We start from the raw sequence: 17,825 nt of genomic DNA on the forward strand, positions 1-17,825 counted from the left end.
TAATGTGTTCACACCAATTCCGCTCATAACAATCAGCCAGACAACCACTCACGATGATCCATCTTAACACCAAGCCCGGGGTAAGTACGGCATAAAAAAACCTGTCGCCAGGACAGGTTTATAAAGAATATTCTTAATTTAGAATGGGTAGTCGTGGTAACCCATTTGTTCAGAGATGTTTCTGGCCGCAGTATGTAGCATCTCAACGTATCCGAGTTTGTTTTCTTCAGAAAAACGAATGGTTGGAAATGAAATACTCAGGCCGGCGATAACCACGCCGAAACGATCGAAAACAGGCACCGCGATGCAACGCAGCCCCTCTTCCTGTTCTTCATTATCCTCGCCGTAGCCTTGCTCGCGGACCACATCCAACTGCGTCAGCAGTTCTTCACGCGAAACCAGGGTATGCGGCGTGCTACGGGTAAACTCAACGTCGGCGAGGATTTCGTTCGCTTCATCCTTATCGCGCCAGGCCAACAAGACCTTGCCAATGGCGGTACTGTATAACGGATTGCGGCGGCCGATACGGGAGTACATCCGCAGGTTATACATTGAATCGATTTTATGGATATAGACAATGCTGTCTTCATCCAGCGCGCCAAGGTGAATGGTTTCCCGCGTGAGTGCCGAGAGTTCCCGCATTTGTATATCGGCGCTACGGATTAAATCGACGTTCTGCAATGCTTTCGCGCCGAGTTCAAACAGTTTCAGCGTCAGCGAATATTTCTCTGATTCACCTTCCTGCGCCACATAACCCAACGATTTCATCGTCTGCAAGAATCGGTACACTGTACTTTTAGACATCATCACACGCTGAGAGAGCTCGGTAATACCGATTTCACGCTCTTCACCCAATGCCTGCAAAATACCAAAAACTTTTAGAACAGATGACACGGAATCGGGCTGTTTATCTAAATCTGCAATAGCCATTTTTGTAGTTACCCTATTTGATTTTTCTTGTTTTAAAAAAAATAGAACAATGGTTTTAGTATAAAGGGAACACTTTGATTATGGCAATGGAGCAACGACGATAATCAAGTAACTTTAATAAATATATTTGGGCCTAAAAGTTTTACTCATCATACTGTGCGTAAAATTACAGCACTAAACCGCGATATAAACGACAGCGCGGTTTAGTGCTTAGTGCGGCGGCAGCGAGCTATGCCATATCAGTTAACGCCAGACGGCATCTGGAACCCGGGCCAGATATAGCGCGGGTTTTCCGTCGACGTCGGAGGTAAATAGAATCTGTTTATTATCCGGCGTAAAAGAAGGATGTGGATGTGTCACCTGCCGATCGCCGTCCAACACCGCCCATGAAGTGTTGTGCTGAGCGACACGGTGCTGTCTGCCGGTTTGCATATTAAAAACGTAGAGGAAGGGATCGTTCTCAATTTTATAACCGCCATCATCCTGCACATCGACCGGCGCATCAGAGCCATCGCCCACCAGCAATGTGCCGTCAAAATTACTCATCAGGTGGGAGCAGGCAGGCATAGCGGTTAATTGGCGGTCTTCCAACGTGACGGGATCGATACTGCAAATATAACGATGGGGATTGCCCTTATGGTAAGACACATAGATCATCGCCGAGCCATCCGGCACCCAGAATTCATGAGTGCAACTCTCGCCCTGCGCATGTTCTTTTACCTTGCGCATGTTGCTGCCGTCTTCATTAATGAACCACATCCGGGCGTCAACCAGATCGTGCGGGCCTTCATGACAAAACGCGACGGTATTATCATCGCCAGGACGATAAATCGGGTGTCCCAACCACTGATTTTCCTGCAGAATGGTTTGCGCCTCACCGGTTGCCAGGTCAACGTGAATCAGGCGGCAACAAGGGTTAGTGAAGTAAAATTCCTGAAATTTTTTCCAATCGGTTAATGGTTGCCAATCTTCCTTTTTAATTTCAATACCGACTATTTTTGTGCAGTCGGAATTCGCAACCCAGGTACCATAACCCACCCAATCATCAGGAACCTGATAAATTATTTTCTCTTCCAGGGTGATTAGATCGACACGCATCAGATTACGGACATTTTTCACGTAATATAACGCCTCGTCGTTGGGAGACAGAAAACCGCCAAAGGTATTATCGCCCTCTCCTTCGGTTAACTGGGTAGCTTCCTGGGTTTTCAGGTCCAGCAGGTAGTAGTTCCAGGGGCCATCAAACGCGCCGCCGAACAACAGCTTACTGCCATCATTGGTAAAACATTTCTGATAAAAGTAATTGCGGTGGCAAATTACATCGGGCGGAGTTAAACGCACCACTTCGGCGCCGGTCGCCGAGTCCTGATAGGTATGAAACGTTAGTGGGATCTTATTGCCTTTGGCCATCCGTAAATCCTTAGAGCTCATTATTAATAAGTCTGACGCCGCACGAGCATCCAGTGAGGTGTCGAACTGCGGTTTTTATCAGTCATTTCGTCTATTGCGACAAGCGAGCGCCTTCTGAAACGGTGTGCGCCCGGTTTAAATTGTTATTATAGAAACAACGTTTCATTTTTCCGTGATCGTGATTTTATTTTGTGAAACATTCTGCCTGTTTTCATCAACGGTTTAAGATTCAATGACATTATTCAGGCGGGATAAGAGAAGGCGGCAGTATTGATGAGGAAGATCCAAAAACAACAAAGGCCCGCGAGGGCCTTTGGGAGAAACGATAAACGCGGTTATTTCAGGTAAGCGCCGGAACGCAATGCTTCAATTCGTTTGTCCAGCGGAGGATGCGACATAAACAGTTCGCTGAACGCCTTGGATTTACCGTTGATACAGAAAGCCAAAATACTGCCTTCTTCCTGTGGTTCATAGCTGGTTTTCAAGCGTTGCAAGGCCGCAATCATCTTCTCACGCCCGACCAGCTTCGCCGAACCGGCATCCGCATGAAACTCACGATAGCGGGAGAACCACATGGTAATGATGCTGGCAAGAATACCAAACACCAGTTCCAGCACCATGGCAACGGCAAAATAGATCATCGGATTACCGTTGCTGCTCTCGCCGTCGCTCCGGTTGCCGGACAGGAAACCAGAAGCTACCTGAGCGATAATACGGGAAACGAAGATAACAAAGGTGTTCACGACGCCCTGAATCAACGTCATGGTAACCATATCGCCGTTAGCCACGTGGCTGATTTCATGAGCGATAACCGCTTCTGCTTCATCACGATTCATGTTTTGCAGCAAACCGGTACTCACCGCAACCAACGACGCATCACGCCGCGCACCGGTCGCAAATGCGTTGATGTCAGGCGCATGATAAATCGCCACCTGAGGCATGACGATACCAACCTGCTGAGACTGCGAACGGACGGTTTCCAGCAACCAGCGCTCCGTTTCGTTCCGTGGTTGCTCAATCACTTCACCACCAACAGATCGTAATGCCATCCATTTAGACATCAGCAGTGAAACAAATGCACCGCCAAAGCCAAACAGCCCAGCCATTACCATTAAACCCTGGGCGCTGCTGGATTGGATTCCCGTCAGGCTAAGGATCAGCCCGAAAACCAACATCACCGCCAGGTTGGTGATCAGGAAAAGCGCAATACGCATCATAGAAGTTTGATTTCCTCTCGCAGAAAAATAAAAGTTTGTGACATCTACATCGTATGGGCTGCGCTGACTTTTTCAAGCATTCTTAACTTTTCAGTTACTAAATCAACATAACTTTACATTTTGTAAGGGGAAATGCTTATTAGAGAGGGAGTTGTCTACAGCACTTTATAACAAATACATTACAGTTATAGAGAAAAAACGGGAACAGCCAGGCTGCCGGATCCTATCTAACCTGGCGTCAGGCTACTTTCATCAATCAGCTTTGCTGCTGGCGCCATTGTTGCATTCATTGATGAAATATGTTGCGGTTTTATCCGATCTAATTCCACTTTTGCTTCTTTCACGAATTGCAGCGGTATTGAGGTTAAACAGCGCATGATTAGCCGGCGAGTCGGTGACTTGATTTCAACAGTTTAGTAAAATCCTTCGCGGACATCGGATGTCCGAACAGGTATCCCTGAGCTTCATCACACCCTCGGCTGCGTAGTTGTTCGCAGGGTTCCAGCGTTTCAACGCCTTCGGCAATAACGCCCAGCCCAAAGCTTTTGCCAAGATAGATTATCGCCCAAACAATGGCCGCATCCGTCGGTGATTCACACATGGTGCGAACAAACGTTTGATCAATTTTAAGGCGCGTTACCGGATAGTTTTTTAACACGCTGAGAGAAGCGTAGCCGGTACCGTAATCATCAAACGCGATACCGATCCCGGCATCCCGCAATGCATACAGCGGCTGCAGCATATTTTGATCATGACGCAGGATGATGTTTTCCGTGATTTCCACCTCAAGCGAGCTTGCCGGTAAGCCGGTCTGGTTCAGAATATCCGCGATCTTTTGCGACAAGGTGCCGGAACGGAACTGCGCGCTGAACAGGTTAACGCTAATCCGAAAATCTTTCGCGCCGGCATTGTTCCATTCGGCGGCCTGCTTGCAGGCGGTCAACATAATCCAATCGCCAATACACTCAGCCCAGTTGCCGCTCTCCAACGCGGGGAGAAACGCACTCGGGCCAAGCAACCCTTTTTGGGGATGACGCCAACGTAACAACGCTTCCGCCCCCACAATCTCATTATTCGACAGGCTGACCAGTGGTTGATAAAACACTTCAAATTCATTTTTTTCATAAGCCCGCGCAAACTCTGACTGAAATGCATGCCAGGCTTGAAAATTTTCACGTAACACGCTGGTAAAAAAACGGTAGCAGTTGCGTCCTTCGGCTTTAGCCTGGAACAGCGCCAGATCCGCGCTGGTCAGCAGTTCCTGAACGGTAAGACCATGGCGGGGGTAAAACACTATTCCAACGCTGGCGCTGATATTGATCGGATTATCGCCAGTAACCATGGTTTGAGAAATTTCATGGACGATCTGCTCGGCAATGGTGGCCGCGACCTCCCGGTCGCCCATACCGGGGAACAACAAGGCGAACTCATCCCCTCCCATGCGAGCCACCAAGTCGCCCGCGCGGACTTTCCTCTGTATTTTCCTTGCTACGCTGACCAGAATATCATCGCCGCTGGCATGCCCCAGACTGTCGTTAATATTCTTGAAGCCATCCAGATCGATCAGCATGATGCAGGCGACCGATTCCTTTTTCAGCGCCTGCTCCAGGTTTGAGGACAATAAGGCCCGATTGGCCAATCCGGTTAGCGGATCCATATGCGCCAGTAAAAATAATCGTTCCTCGTTACGCCGGCGTTCCTTCGCGTCGTGCAAAATAACGCCATAACTCACGCCGTCGTGATTTGTCCACATCACTATGGACAACTCGACAAGAAACAAAACGCCGCTTTTGGCCCGTACATTTAATTCCAGCGTGACGCCCTTAGCCAACAATGCCTTATCTGTAGCTAACCGCGTGAACTGCATGAGCAAATAGTCTGGAATAACGGTATCGACGCTACGTCCGATAATCTCGCCGTCAGCATATCCCAACATTTTTTGCGCGGAAGGGTTCCAAAACGTGATAATACCCTGTTTGTTGACGCAGATAACGGCATCAGTAGAGGTTCTGGCTATTTTTTCAAAAACCGCCTGCCCTGCCTTGCGCGCCAGATTAAGCCGCCTCGCCTCCAGCCTATCCATGACCAGCGTGGCCAAATCCTGCAGATTATGTTCATCTCTGACGCTGAAGGCTAACCGTGGTTTGATATCGATAATGCATAGCGCGCCAATAGCGTACCCGGATAGGGTCCGTAACGGCATGCCCGCATAAAAGCGCAGATGAGGCTCGCCCGTAACCAACGGGTTATCTTTGAATTGCGGATCTTTACTCGCATCGGGAATAACCAGGATGCCTTCTCTGTGAATCACGTGCGAACAAAACGCAATCTCTATTGGCGTTTCAGTAAATGAGACGCCGAGCCCCGCCGCGAGCAGTTGCCGTTCTGATTCCAACAGAGAGACCAAAACAATAGGTACATTAAAAATGTTTGACGCCAGAGTAATCAGCTTGTCGAGAACGGGATCAAACAATACGTGTTTAATGTCATACTCATGAAGAGCAGCAAGACGATGCATTTCATCTTTAACTATTGGAGTACGGCTCATGAGTCCCCCTATAGTATCCGTTGTTTTAACGTCTGGATTAAAACATAAGATTTTGACGTGTAAATTGAACTAACTATGTAACGAGATAGAACAATATGAACAAAAAAACAACGCCATGAAACAAAGAAAATATCTGGCACTTTCATAAATATAGCAAAAAAACACATAACCATCAGATTATTAAAACAAAAAAACACCCTACCGCTTATCAGCGGTCGTGATAATAACACCTGTAAATATTAAATATATTTAACTTTTCTTCAGGTAAAATTGAAGCGTCGCTTGAGTATCAAGACTGATAACCACTCAGAATTGATTCACATGATGCTTTTACTTGAACTAGCGCCTCTTTTATTAGCGGCAGGCGGGACTCAAAACGAAAGGACGGGACGACGACAGAAATTGCATGGGGAGTGCAGCAATGCGCTTTCAGCGGGATGCCAATGGCGCAAATGCCTTCGGCATGTTCCTGATAATCAAACGCGAAACCATAGGTTCTAACCTGATGAAGCTCTTCCAGCAAGGTGTCGATGGATGTAATGGTGTTACGGGTCAACGCGGGCATACCCTGCTTAAACAGGCAGATAATCGCATCATCATCCATATTGGCTAAAATGGCCTTACCGCTCGCCATGGCATAGAGCGGTTTCGGTCGATCGGACGCCGGCACAATTCGAACGACCTGGTCAGAGACAATGCGATCGAGGCAATAAGCCTCAATGCCATAAATCGTCGAGAGATCCACCGTTTCATGCGTCATCTCAAACACCCTCTCCAACGGGCGACGCAGTTGGGCCGCCACGTTCGAGTAGGACATTTTTGCCAGTTCATTGATGCCCCATCCAAGGCGGACGCCGGATTCGCCCCCCTCGACCAGGTTCTCCTCTTTCAGCGCATCAACGATACGCTGAACCGTCGAACGGGGTAAATTCGTTCGTGACGCGAGCGCTCCCAGGCTGATACCCTCGCATCCCAGTGCGCGCAGAATGCTTGCGGCTCGCGATATCACCTGAATTTTCTGGTTTTTTTTACTCATCGTTCGCCCTGGAAACATTTCAAAACCGTACCACAATGTGGATGATATTGTATTGGATTAAAATAAGCGTATTATGATTTTATGTTGATGCAAAGTTAAAATTACGTCATAAGATTGATGTGACTTTGCAAAAATACATAACTAAAATCAGGTATGCGCGGCTTATTCCGGTATGAATGCATACCTCGATATTGTGCCTTACCACAATTTATTTGGATGTATTTCAGCTTTCAGGCTGCACCCTATTCCATAGATAAAGGAGAACTAACATGGCATATGCCACGACGAATCCTTACACCGGGGAACTGATTAAAACTTTCCCTGATGCGACAGACGCAGAAGTTTCATCAGCGATTGAACATGCACATGCTACTTTTCAGACATGGAAAAACACCTCATTCGCCGAACGGCGCGCCATTATGCAACGGGCGGCCGATCTGCTGCGTAAAGACAGCGACGAGCTTGCGAAGCTGTTAACGCTGGAAATGGGTAAACTGTTTACCGAGGCAAAGGCCGAGGTTGAACTATCCGCCCAGATTTTTGAATATTATGCAAAAAATGCCGAATCCTTGCTGGCGCCGGAAAAACTCCCGGTCGCCAACCCCGCGGAAGGGGATGCCGTTGTCTATCACGAACCGCTTGGCGTGCTGCTCGCGATCGAGCCCTGGAATTTCCCTTATTACCAGATCGCCCGCATCATTGCCCCGCAATTGTCTGCCGGTAATACCGTCCTGTTGAAACATGCTTCCAACGTGCCGCAGTCCGCCGCGCGTTTTGAACGCCTGATGCTTGAAGCAGGTTTGCCGGCAGGTGGGTTTAAGAATCTGTATGCCACTCGTTCTCAGATTGAATCCATCCTTAACGACCCACGGGTTCACGGGGTTGCCCTTACCGGTTCCGAAGATGCCGGCGCGCTTGTTGCGCAGCAGGCGGCTAAGGCGCTTAAAAAATCGACGCTTGAACTCGGCGGCGCCGATGCTTTCGTCGTACTGGCCGATGCCGAGTTGGCAAAAACCGCAAAATGGGCGGTATTCGGACGTCACTGGAACGGCGGACAAGTGTGCGTGTCATCTAAACGGATGATCATCGTTGATGAGGTCTATGACGACTTCCTCAAGCTATATACCGATGGCGTGGCCGCATTACGTGCAGGCGACCCTATGTCTTCCGAAACCACGCTTGCCCCGCTGTCTTCACAGAAAGCGGCCGATGAAGTGAAAGAGAAGATTAAATTCGCCGTGGATCATGGCGCGACGGCAACCGAAGTCGGCCCAAAAGTTCCGGATAATGGCGCGTTTGTCCAACCGACAATTCTGACCAATATCACGCCGGACAACCCGGCCTATTCAATGGAGTTTTTTGGCCCGGTATCTATGCTTTTCCGCGCCAAGAACGAAGCCGATGCCATCCGTATCGCCAATGACTCCCCGTTCGGTTTAGGCGGCTCAGTCTTCACTCAGGATGCGAAACACGGCGCGGAAGTCGCCAAGCAGATCTCCACCGGGATGATCTTTGTTAACCACCCAACCATGGTTAAAGCCGATCTCCCGTTCGGCGGCGTCCGTCGTTCTGGTTATGGACGTGAATTAATTGGATTGGGCATCAAAGAATTTGTTAACCATAAACTGGTCAACATCGTTGACATTGATGCCGAGTTCTAAATTTTCTAGTTACTGATATGATGACCTGTATGCGATATTTTCTTGGTGAAAATTCAATTACAGGTCTTTTTTTTAATAACCGAACTTAACCATAAGGAAATACTATGGAAAATATTAATCTCGTCGGTATTTCAGGCAGCTTACGTCAGAAATCGACGAATAAAGGGTTACTGCGCGCAGCACAGTCGGTATTACCTGCGAATGTATCGCTGGATATTGCCGACTTAAGCGACGTACCATTTTATAATGCAGACATCTCTACCCAGCCCGAGTCGGTTCAACGCATCATCCAGCAGGTCAAAAAAGCCGATGGACTGGTTCTTGCCTGCACCGAATACAATTATTCTATGGCGCCGGCGTTAAAGAACATTCTTGATTGGCTGTCACGTGATGAAGATAAAACATTACTGGCAGGAAAACCTGTGGCAATAATGGGCTCCGGCGGCGGAATGGGAACATCGCGCGCGCAGTACCATTTGCGTCAGGTATGCGTATTTCTTGATTTACATCCGTTGAATAAGCCTGAAGTGTTCTCAAACGCCTATAGCGACAGTTTCGACGCAGACGGCAATCTTATCGACGAAAAAATTAAGGGATTGATATCACAACAGATATCAGCGTTAGCAGATACCATCAGCAAAGCGTAATCGTGAATCAGTTGCGGTAAAAACAGGTCAGCATATACACCGGAAAAGCACCAACCGACATCGGTAATACTCGTCAAATATGCTGACCACTATATTATGCTGATCACTATATAAAGTTAAACCAATTTACGCAGGGAAATAACTTATCGAATGTTCGGGAGTATCATTCTTTGCATGGATGATTAAATCCCAATCACCAGTATAAGGAACCGTTAAATAGACTTCACCCTTAGCACTCACGCTAATAGCGTCTTGTGTAGCGGTTTTATTCTGCGAGCCCGTTGTATGCGAACCATTAATCATCTCAAGATCAAACGAATTAGAACAACGAACAATTACCGTATCACCACCAAAAAGACTCATACACGTGCGTATTACTGACATACATCCTCCGCGGCATACAGCCATTAGCATGCCTTTATGAAACATAATCTATGGAGCACTTTTCCCACAACGGGATTTTCATAAGAGCAAATTGTATACCGGTGGATTGTGATTTAGATCAATCTAATCCCACGTTTCTACAGGATCGTCAGCAGAATAAGATGAACCCATAAAATGCAAAATCTTATTAGGCTTTTTGATAATCATCACAAATCAAATAATAAACAGGCTATGTCCGGCATTTCACAGGATAAAATACGGCGCGGGATACGAAATGGTATTTTTTACCAATGATGATCCCAATTTTAGAACAAACCTCCAGGCTGATAAAATCCGATCTCGCCCCGTGCCATCATATCGATACTTTATCGCGTCGAGAAAAATCAGGCGCCGCAACGTAACCAGCATGCAGAGCCGAAACCGGTTTCGACTCTGGATCACTGGCTGGTTGTCGGAACTGGATGTTGCTCACTGGCGGACAAATACTGCGCTGCCAGAAAAATCAATCCTATGCCGACAAGACAAAAAATGAGCCCGCTGTAACCCATAAAAGACACGACGACACCGGTCAGCGCGGGCCCCGAGATGCTCCCCGCGCCCCAGACAACGCCGAAAACAGAATTGACGACAATGAGTTTCTGCCCGGAAAAACGTTTTCCCGCGCGAACAAGCGAAAGCGTATAGATCGCGCCGGCAACGGCCCCCAGGATAAAGCAGTTAAGGAACATCATATGCAAAGAGTTGAACGTTAGCGGCACCAGAGTCAGCAGGATGCAAAATATGACTCCACAGCTGATATGAACGCGCCTGACGCCGAATTTATCAGCCATCCACCCCATAATGGGTTGTAGCAGCGCATCCCCCAGGAAAATAACGGTAACCAGAAGAGCCGCGGTTTGTTCCGTCAATCCGTTTGCCATACCATAAAGCGGAAATAACGATAATACGCTGGCATCGAAGAAGGAAAAACAGAGCACGCCCACGGCAATGGCCGTCACCGTTTTCAATATGCGGCGATAGGAGCCCGGCGCCGTCCCTTCCGAACGCGTAATGTCGCGGCACAGAACAATCATCAATGCACATACCGCGGTTGCTATACCGATGGACCAAGCCGCGAACGCTTCGTAGGCGGCACCAGCCACAATCAGCAACGGCCCCATCAGTTGAAATCCGGTAAACGCAGAGGTGTAAATACCGGTGAATGTCGCCTTGTAGCGATCCGATGCCGCACCGGTGATCCAGCTTTCGCCAATGACAATCACAACTCCGCTGGCCAGCCCCGTCATCAGACGCGGAAGAATCAATAACCATGGGTTGCTCAAAAGGCATGACGCCACGGTTGAGACGGAGAGAACCAACAGACTCAGAATCAGCAATATTTTCACGTTCATTCGCCGCGTCAGCGCGGGAGTAATGAACGATGAAATAAACATCCCGGCAGCCGGAAGCGCTGAAATCACGCCTAACAATGCCGCCCCGTGCCCCAGCGCAGCTAGACGCAGGCTGATAAGCGGCAAGGTGTAACCCGTTATCAATCCCACCAGCGATGCGGCGATAATCATCATAAAGGTGAAGTAATGCTGCTGATATTTATCAAAAGAAAAGTTCATGATTCTTTCAATGCTGGTTTAACCGAATGGATGAAGATATCACGCCAGATTGAGGGATAGATAGCCAGAGACAACCGGATTACCGATCGAGAAAATAACGACAAAAACAACCGGGGAAACGATTGGACGATGGTTAATACAAAAACAGGGTGATTTTTGTGGAAAAACGGTTTACTGGCAAAACATAGGGGCCGAAATGGCCCCTGCTGGAAGTGGAGGCAGCGAAAAATCGTACTTACATGTTATCGATGATATCCTGCGCGAACTCGCTACATTTCCGCAGTTTAGCGCCTTCCATCAGACGTTCGAAATCGTAGGTCACGGTCTTGTTCTTGATCGCACCCTCAACGCCTTTAACAATCAGGTCGGCGGCTTCGAACCATTGCAGATGACGCAGCATCATTTCCGCTGACAGAATAATGGAACCTGGGTTCACTTTATCCTGACCGGCATACTTCGGCGCGGTGCCGTGGGTGGCTTCAAACAGCGCACATTCATCACCGATATTGGCGCCCGGGGCAATACCGATACCGCCGACCTGCGCGGCCAGCGCATCGGAAATATAGTCGCCGTTCAGGTTCATACAGGCGATAACATCATATTCGGCCGGGCGCAGCAGAATCTGTTGTAAAAACGCATCGGCAATCACGTCTTTAACGATGATATCTTTACCGCTGTTCGGGTTCTTGATTTTAACCCACGGCCCGCCATCAATCAGTTCACCGCCGAACTCTTCACGCGCCAACTGGTAGCCCCAGTCTTTAAAGGCGCCTTCGGTGAATTTCATGATATTGCCTTTATGCACCAGCGTGAGCGAGTCACGATCGTTGGTGATGGCATATTCAATCGCCGCGCGGACCAGGCGTTTCGTTCCTTCTTCGGAACAGGGTTTGATGCCGATGCCGCAATGTTGCGGGAAACGGATTTTATTTACGCCCATTTCATCGCGCAGAAACTTGATGACTTTATCCGCTTCCGCAGAGTCCGCTTTCCATTCAATACCGGCATAGATGTCTTCGGCGTTTTCGCGGAAGATCACCATATCGGTCAATTCCGGGTGTTTTACCGGGCTCGGCGTGCCTTCGTAATAGCGAACCGGACGCAAACAGATATAGAGATCCAGTTGCTGACGCAAGGCGACGTTCAGAGAGCGGATGCCGCCGCCAACCGGCGTCGTTAACGGGCCTTTGATCGCCACACGATATTCGCGAATCAAATCCAGCGTTTCTTCCGGCAGCCAAACGTCTTTACCATAAATCTGCGTTGATTTTTCGCCGGTATAAATTTCCATCCAGGAAATTGCGCGTTTGCCCTGATAGGCTTTTTTTACTGCGGCGTTAACAACATCGATCATGGCCGGCGTAACATCAACGCCGATGCCGTCCCCTTCAATAAACGGGATCACCGGATTATTGGGAACGTTCAACTTGCCTTGAGCATCAACCGTGATCTTTTGACCCGCTGTCGGTACTACTACTTTGCTTTCCATTAACCTCTCCTTCGAGCGCAATTTTGTTAATGACTTGTAAGATGTGAGTCGATACTACTTGAATATTTAGCCCGCGCCAATCGCAAACCTTTTCGAGTATAATGCTTTTGTTATCCGCGGCTATAAAGATGATGAATAAATTCCCTGTTAAAAATCACCGAGTTAAACGATTCAGCTCGCGACCGGCGAAGAAACGCAATGATGAGGAGCCCCGACGTATCGTCTTGTTCAATAAACCCTTTGACGTACTGCCTCAGTTTACGGATGAAGCTGGCCGTTCAACGCTGAAAGACTATATCCCGATTCGCGGCGTCTACGCGGCCGGCCGTTTAGACCGTGATAGCGAAGGGCTGATGATCCTCACTAATGATGGAAAACTTCAATCTAAGCTTACTGACCCGGCCCATAAAACAGCGAAAACCTATTATGCCCAGGTAGAAGGCATTCCTGACGAAGCCGCGCTTTCCCGGTTCAGAACCGGCCTTGAGCTTAAAGACGGCAAAACTTTACCCGCCGGCGCCGAAATAGTACCGGAGCCTGACTGGCTGTGGGAACGCGTCCCGCCGATTCGGGAGCGAAAAAACATTCCCGTCAGTTGGCTGAAAATCACCCTGCATGAAGGCCGTAATCGTCAGGTCAGACGCATGACGGCGAATATAGGTTACCCCACGCTACGTTTGATCCGCTATGGCATGGCCGATCAGACCGTGGAGAATCTGTCCCCCGGAGAATGGAAGGAGATCGCTGATGTTTAAGCCGCACGTTACCGTTGCCTGCGTAGTCCAGGCCGAAGACCATTTTCTGGTGGTTGAAGAGTTGATTAACGACAAACTGCTGTGGAACCAACCCGCAGGACATCTGGAAGCCAATGAAACACTGATTCAGGCGGCCAGCCGGGAGCTGTGGGAAGAAACGGGGATTCAGGCGGCGCCGCAGAGTTTTCTGCAACTACACCAATGGATCGCCCCCGATCAAACGCCATTCCTGCGTTTTTGTTTCGCCCTTGATCTGCCCTATCAGATGGAAACGCAGCCCCATGACAGCGATATTGAATGCTGCCGCTGGCTGACGGCGCAAGAAATCCTCGACTCGAATCAGTTGCGCTCTCCGTTAGTCGCAGAGAGCATTCGTTGCTATCAGCGGCCTGAGCGTTATCCGTTAACGCTACTTAGCGCGTTCAACTGGCCATTTTAGCGGGTAACCTATCAGGAATAGCGGTGCAGCCCCGGTCGCAACATGATAAAATACGCCGCTTGTTTTTCGCTTTAATGTCATACCCAATAGATTTCGGGTTGAAGGGGCCGGAGGCAAAACCAACGCTCCTGCGGCTTGAAAGTCGACGGGTATTAAGTATTCAGGTCGTGAGATTTCCATGTCAGATAACAGCCAGAAAAAAGTGATTGTCGGTATGTCCGGCGGTGTTGATTCATCCGTTTCCGCTTACCTGTTGCAGCAACAGGGCTATCATGTCGAAGGCCTGTTTATGAAAAACTGGGAAGAGGACGACGATACCGAGTATTGCTCCGCGGCAGCCGATCTTGCTGACGCGCAGGCCGTCTGCGACAAACTCGGCATTGAGCTGCATACCGTCAATTTCGCCGCCGAATACTGGGATAACGTCTTTGAACTGTTCCTGGCGGAATATAAAGCAGGCCGCACGCCTAATCCCGATATCCTGTGCAATAAAGAAATTAAATTCAAAGCGTTTCTTGAATTCGCGGCCGAAGATCTGGGCGCGGATTACATCGCCACCGGCCACTATGTCCGCCGTCAGGACGTTGACGGCAAAAGCCGTTTGCTGCGCGGATTGGACGGCAATAAGGACCAGAGTTATTTCCTCTATACGCTCAGCCATGAGCAGATCGCGCAGAGTCTATTCCCGGTGGGCGAATTGGAAAAACCGCAGGTCCGCGCAATCGCCGAGCAACTGGAGTTGGCGACCGCCAAAAAGAAAGACTCCACCGGCATTTGCTTTATCGGCGAACGAAAATTCACCGAGTTTCTCTCCCGCTACCTGCCCGCACAGCCTGGGCCGATCTTATCGGTTGACGACAACAAGTCGATGGGACAACACCAGGGGCTGATGTACCACACATTAGGTCAGCGTAAAGGGCTGGGGATCGGCGGCGTCAAAGATGGCGGAGAAGATCCCTGGTACGTCGTAGATAAGGACGTAGCAAACAACATCCTCTATGTCGCGCAGGGACACGAGCACCCTCGCCTGATGTCCTACGGCTTAATCGCCCAGCAGTTGCATTGGGTCGATCGTCAACCGCTGACCGAAGAATTTCGCTGCGTAGTAAAGACCCGTTATCGTCAGGCGGACATTCCCTGCACCGTCACTCCGCTGGGGGAAGACCATATAACCGTGCGCTTTGATGAACCGGTCGCCGCCGTCACCCCCGGTCAGTCCGCCGTTTTCTATCTGGGCGATATTTGCCTGGGGGGCGGCATCATTGAAGAGCGTTTACAGGAGTAACCGTGGCCAAGAATTATCATGACATTACATTGGCGCTTGCAGGTGTCTGCCAGTCCGCCCAACTGGTGCAACAGTTGGCCCACACCGGCAACTGCGACAATGAGATTCTGCACACGTCGCTCAACAGTATTCTGGTGGTAAACCCGGCATCGACGCTTGCGGTTTATGGCGATGCGGAAGGCAACCTGAAAACCGGGCTGGAAACTTTGCTGGCCATATTGAATAGCGGCGGTAAAGGCTCGGGAGCCGAGTTGTCGCGTTATACCTTCAGCCTGATTACGCTGGAGCGTAAACTGCATGGCAAAAAATCAGCGCTTGATGAGTTAGGTAAGCGCATCGGTCAGTTGGAGCGTCAGTTGGAGCATTTTGAACTGCTCTCTGATACGATCGTTAGCGCGCTGGCCGGTATTTATGTCGATGTTATCAGTACGCTGGGGCCACGTATTCAGGTTACTGGTTCACCAGAGATACTGAAAAACAGCCAGATTCAGGCCAAAGTGCGCGCGGCGCTCCTGGCCGGTATCCGTTCTGCGGTGTTATGGCAGCAGATTGGCGGCGGACGCCTGCAACTGATGTTCTCCCGCGGTCAACTGGTGAAAGAAGCGAAACAGATATTGGCACGTTGCTGACAAACGATTAATCTGCGCGCTAATCGCCATATCTACAAAAGCGATATCTTCCCGCGCAAGCAGATCCCATCCCCGCACAGTCGGGGATGACGAGAATCGAGATGTTTGCCGACGGCATGAACGAGTTATTTATTGTTATTAAAACCAATCCAGGAGTTGCTTGCGATGGAATTATCCTCACTGACCGCCGTTTCCCCGATAGATGGCCGCTACGGCGATAAAGTCAGCTCGTTACGCGCTATTTTCAGCGAATTCGGTTTACTGAAATTCCGCGTACAGGTTGAAGTACGTTGGCTGCAAAAGTTGGCGGCCTGCGCAGAAATCCAGGAAGTTCCTGCATTTGATGCCGACGCAAACGCTTTCCTCGATAAAATTGTCGCCGAATTCAATGAACAGGACGCGGCGCGCATTAAAACCATCGAGCGCACCACCAACCATGACGTTAAGGCCGTCGAGTATTTTCTGAAGGAAAAAGTCGCCGCCGTTCCCTCGCTGCACGCCGTCAGCGAATTTATTCACTTCGCCTGTACCTCGGAAGATATCAACAACCTGTCTCATGCGCTGATGCTGAATACGGCGCGTCATGACGTTATTCTTCCCCAGTGGCGTAAAATCATTGACGCACTGGCCGACTTGTCCCAGCAATATCGCGACATTCCGCTGCTGTCGCGCACGCACGGGCAACCCGCCACGCCATCCACCATCGGCAAAGAGTTCGCCAATGTGACCTACCGGATGGAGCGCCAATACCGCCAGCTTCAGCAGGTTGAAATTCTGGGCAAGATTAATGGCGCGGTAGGCAACTACAACGCACACCTTGCGGCCTACCCGGAAATTGACTGGCACCGGTTCAGCGAAAGTTTCGTCACTTCGCTGGGCATCGCCTGGAACCCCTACACCACGCAGATCGAACCGCATGACTACATCGCGGAGTTGTTCGACTGCATCGCCCGCTTTAATACCATTCTGATCGACTTCGACCGCGATATCTGGGGTTACATTGCCCTGAACCACTTCAAACAGAAAACCATCGCCGGCGAAATCGGTTCTTCCACCATGCCGCATAAAGTCAACCCGATTGATTTCGAGAACTCGGAAGGCAACCTGGGCTTAGCCAATGCCGTTTTAGGCCATTTAGCCGGCAAACTGCCGGTATCCCGCTGGCAGCGCGACCTGACCGACTCAACGGTGCTGCGCAACCTGGGCGTGGGCGTGGGCTATGCGCTGATCGCCTATCAGTCAACGTTAAAAGGCATCAGCAAGCTGGAAGTTAACCGCGACCATCTGCGCGAAGAGCTGGATCACAACTGGGAAGTCCTGGCGGAGCCGATTCAAACCGTGATGCGTCGCTACGGCATTGAAAAACCTTATGAAAAACTGAAAGAGCTGACCCGCGGCAAACGCGTTGACGCGGCAGGCATTCAGGCATTCATCGACGGCCTGGCGCTGCCGGAAGCAGAAAAAGCGCGGCTGAAAACGCTGACGCCGGCAAATTATATTGGCCGCGCCATTCAAATGGTCGACGACCTGAAATAACCCCGCTCGGGTGACAACCTTTGGTTGCTTGCCCGAACCGGACGCCGGGGAAACGGGGATGTCCTTTCCGTATCCCCGGCTCAAAGGGTGAGAAGTTCACCGGTCATGATACTCGCCCTTTTCTCTTCTCTTGCCTGTTTATTCCCTGTTTATTATCCATATGGATAATTGGTCGGATAAAAATCAAATAATATAATTAATTCCGCTTGCGTATGACTATGATATGCAAGCGGTGCTTTTATATACCGC

At 49.7% G+C, this 17,825-nt stretch carries 15 protein-coding genes; 7 read left to right on the plus strand and 8 right to left on the minus strand.

All coding sequences use genetic code 11. The annotated features are described in order from the left end of the window. Positions 1-138 precede the first annotated feature (138 nt). The 5 genes from kdgR to ACN28R_RS08610 all read right to left on the minus strand — a co-directional run bounded on the left by kdgR (position 139) and on the right by ACN28R_RS08610 (position 7,141). On the minus strand, positions 139-930 hold the full coding sequence (kdgR, locus tag ACN28R_RS08590; protein WP_048639032.1) for a DNA-binding transcriptional regulator KdgR: 792 nt from the start codon (positions 928-930) through the stop codon (positions 139-141). A gap of 243 nt (positions 931-1,173) precedes the next feature. Further along, the gene (ogl, locus tag ACN28R_RS08595; protein WP_095834161.1) at positions 1,174-2,340 is read right to left on the minus strand and encodes an oligogalacturonate lyase; all 1,167 of its coding nucleotides are present in this window, start codon (positions 2,338-2,340) and stop codon (positions 1,174-1,176) included. Positions 2,341-2,675: 335 nt separating this feature from the next. Further along, complete coding sequence (gene htpX / locus ACN28R_RS08600) at positions 2,676-3,557, minus strand: protease HtpX (protein ID WP_048639034.1); 882 nt, start codon at positions 3,555-3,557, stop codon at positions 2,676-2,678. 379 nt (positions 3,558-3,936) lie between these two features. Further along, complete coding sequence (locus ACN28R_RS08605) at positions 3,937-6,105, minus strand: putative bifunctional diguanylate cyclase/phosphodiesterase (protein ID WP_095834162.1); 2,169 nt, start codon at positions 6,103-6,105, stop codon at positions 3,937-3,939. A gap of 289 nt (positions 6,106-6,394) precedes the next feature. Beyond that, positions 6,395-7,141: an IclR family transcriptional regulator gene (locus ACN28R_RS08610; protein WP_048639036.1), complete on the minus strand. Its 747-nt coding sequence runs from the start codon at positions 7,139-7,141 to the stop codon at positions 6,395-6,397. Between the two features lie 269 nt (positions 7,142-7,410). Between ACN28R_RS08610 and ACN28R_RS08615 the strand changes: the two genes are divergently transcribed. Next, entirely contained in the window at positions 7,411-8,802 is a 1,392-nt protein-coding gene (locus tag ACN28R_RS08615; protein WP_048639037.1) for an NAD-dependent succinate-semialdehyde dehydrogenase, read from the plus strand. A 104-nt stretch (positions 8,803-8,906) separates the two neighbouring features. Continuing rightward, positions 8,907-9,449, plus strand: coding sequence for an NADPH-dependent FMN reductase (locus ACN28R_RS08620; RefSeq protein WP_095834163.1), 543 nt, complete (start codon positions 8,907-8,909; stop codon positions 9,447-9,449). A 126-nt stretch (positions 9,450-9,575) separates the two neighbouring features. Here ACN28R_RS08620 and ACN28R_RS08625 read toward each other — a convergent pair whose 3' ends face one another. From ACN28R_RS08625 to icd, 3 genes are all read right to left on the minus strand, one after another. Next, on the minus strand, positions 9,576-9,833 hold the full coding sequence (locus tag ACN28R_RS08625; RefSeq protein ID WP_072065895.1) for a hypothetical protein: 258 nt from the start codon (positions 9,831-9,833) through the stop codon (positions 9,576-9,578). A gap of 437 nt (positions 9,834-10,270) precedes the next feature. Continuing rightward, complete coding sequence (locus tag ACN28R_RS08630; RefSeq protein WP_095834164.1) at positions 10,271-11,443, minus strand: MFS transporter; 1,173 nt, start codon at positions 11,441-11,443, stop codon at positions 10,271-10,273. A gap of 235 nt (positions 11,444-11,678) precedes the next feature. Next, positions 11,679-12,932: an NADP-dependent isocitrate dehydrogenase gene (gene icd / locus ACN28R_RS08635; protein ID WP_048639040.1), complete on the minus strand. Its 1,254-nt coding sequence runs from the start codon at positions 12,930-12,932 to the stop codon at positions 11,679-11,681. Positions 12,933-13,033: 101 nt separating this feature from the next. Between icd and rluE the strand changes: the two genes are divergently transcribed. The 5 genes from rluE to purB all read left to right on the plus strand — a co-directional run bounded on the left by rluE (position 13,034) and on the right by purB (position 17,576). Continuing rightward, positions 13,034-13,687: a 23S rRNA pseudouridine(2457) synthase RluE gene (rluE, locus tag ACN28R_RS08640; protein WP_095834165.1), complete on the plus strand. Its 654-nt coding sequence runs from the start codon at positions 13,034-13,036 to the stop codon at positions 13,685-13,687. Next, positions 13,680-14,126, plus strand: a complete 447-nt coding sequence (locus ACN28R_RS08645) for an NUDIX domain-containing protein (protein WP_048639042.1) — start codon at positions 13,680-13,682, stop codon at positions 14,124-14,126. Before rluE ends, ACN28R_RS08645 begins: the two co-directional genes overlap by 8 nt. A gap of 178 nt (positions 14,127-14,304) precedes the next feature. Further along, on the plus strand, positions 14,305-15,411 hold the full coding sequence (gene mnmA, locus ACN28R_RS08650) for a tRNA 2-thiouridine(34) synthase MnmA (RefSeq protein ID WP_095834166.1): 1,107 nt from the start codon (positions 14,305-14,307) through the stop codon (positions 15,409-15,411). A 2-nt stretch (positions 15,412-15,413) separates the two neighbouring features. Then, a complete protein-coding gene (hflD, locus tag ACN28R_RS08655) occupies positions 15,414-16,040 on the plus strand; it encodes a high frequency lysogenization protein HflD (protein WP_095834167.1) in 627 nt (208 codons plus the stop codon). 165 nt (positions 16,041-16,205) lie between these two features. Further along, positions 16,206-17,576 (plus strand): adenylosuccinate lyase, encoded by a 1,371-nt coding sequence (purB, locus tag ACN28R_RS08660; protein WP_095834168.1) that lies wholly within the window; start codon positions 16,206-16,208, stop codon positions 17,574-17,576. The last annotated feature ends 249 nt before the right edge of the window (positions 17,577-17,825 follow it).

Origin of the sequence: Brenneria goodwinii (assembly GCF_002291445.1) — a bacterium.
Classification (GTDB): Bacteria; Pseudomonadota; Gammaproteobacteria; order Enterobacterales; family Enterobacteriaceae; genus Brenneria; species Brenneria goodwinii.

Coding starts and splice junctions, on each gene's coding strand:
- kdgR (WP_048639032.1), bottom strand. CDS start 930: ATGGCTATTGCAGATTTAGATAAACAGCCCGATTCCGTGTCATCTGTT.
- ogl (WP_095834161.1), bottom strand. CDS start 2,340: ATGGCCAAAGGCAATAAGATCCCACTAACGTTTCATACCTATCAGGAC.
- htpX (WP_048639034.1), bottom strand. CDS start 3,557: ATGATGCGTATTGCGCTTTTCCTGATCACCAACCTGGCGGTGATGTTG.
- ACN28R_RS08605 (WP_095834162.1), bottom strand. CDS start 6,105: ATGAGCCGTACTCCAATAGTTAAAGATGAAATGCATCGTCTTGCTGCT.
- ACN28R_RS08610 (WP_048639036.1), bottom strand. CDS start 7,141: ATGAGTAAAAAAAACCAGAAAATTCAGGTGATATCGCGAGCCGCAAGC.
- ACN28R_RS08615 (WP_048639037.1), top strand. CDS start 7,411: ATGGCATATGCCACGACGAATCCTTACACCGGGGAACTGATTAAAACT.
- ACN28R_RS08620 (WP_095834163.1), top strand. CDS start 8,907: ATGGAAAATATTAATCTCGTCGGTATTTCAGGCAGCTTACGTCAGAAA.
- ACN28R_RS08625 (WP_072065895.1), bottom strand. CDS start 9,833: ATGTCAGTAATACGCACGTGTATGAGTCTTTTTGGTGGTGATACGGTA.
- ACN28R_RS08630 (WP_095834164.1), bottom strand. CDS start 11,443: ATGAACTTTTCTTTTGATAAATATCAGCAGCATTACTTCACCTTTATG.
- icd (WP_048639040.1), bottom strand. CDS start 12,932: ATGGAAAGCAAAGTAGTAGTACCGACAGCGGGTCAAAAGATCACGGTT.
- rluE (WP_095834165.1), top strand. CDS start 13,034: ATGCTTTTGTTATCCGCGGCTATAAAGATGATGAATAAATTCCCTGTT.
- ACN28R_RS08645 (WP_048639042.1), top strand. CDS start 13,680: ATGTTTAAGCCGCACGTTACCGTTGCCTGCGTAGTCCAGGCCGAAGAC.
- mnmA (WP_095834166.1), top strand. CDS start 14,305: ATGTCAGATAACAGCCAGAAAAAAGTGATTGTCGGTATGTCCGGCGGT.
- purB (WP_095834168.1), top strand. CDS start 16,206: ATGGAATTATCCTCACTGACCGCCGTTTCCCCGATAGATGGCCGCTAC.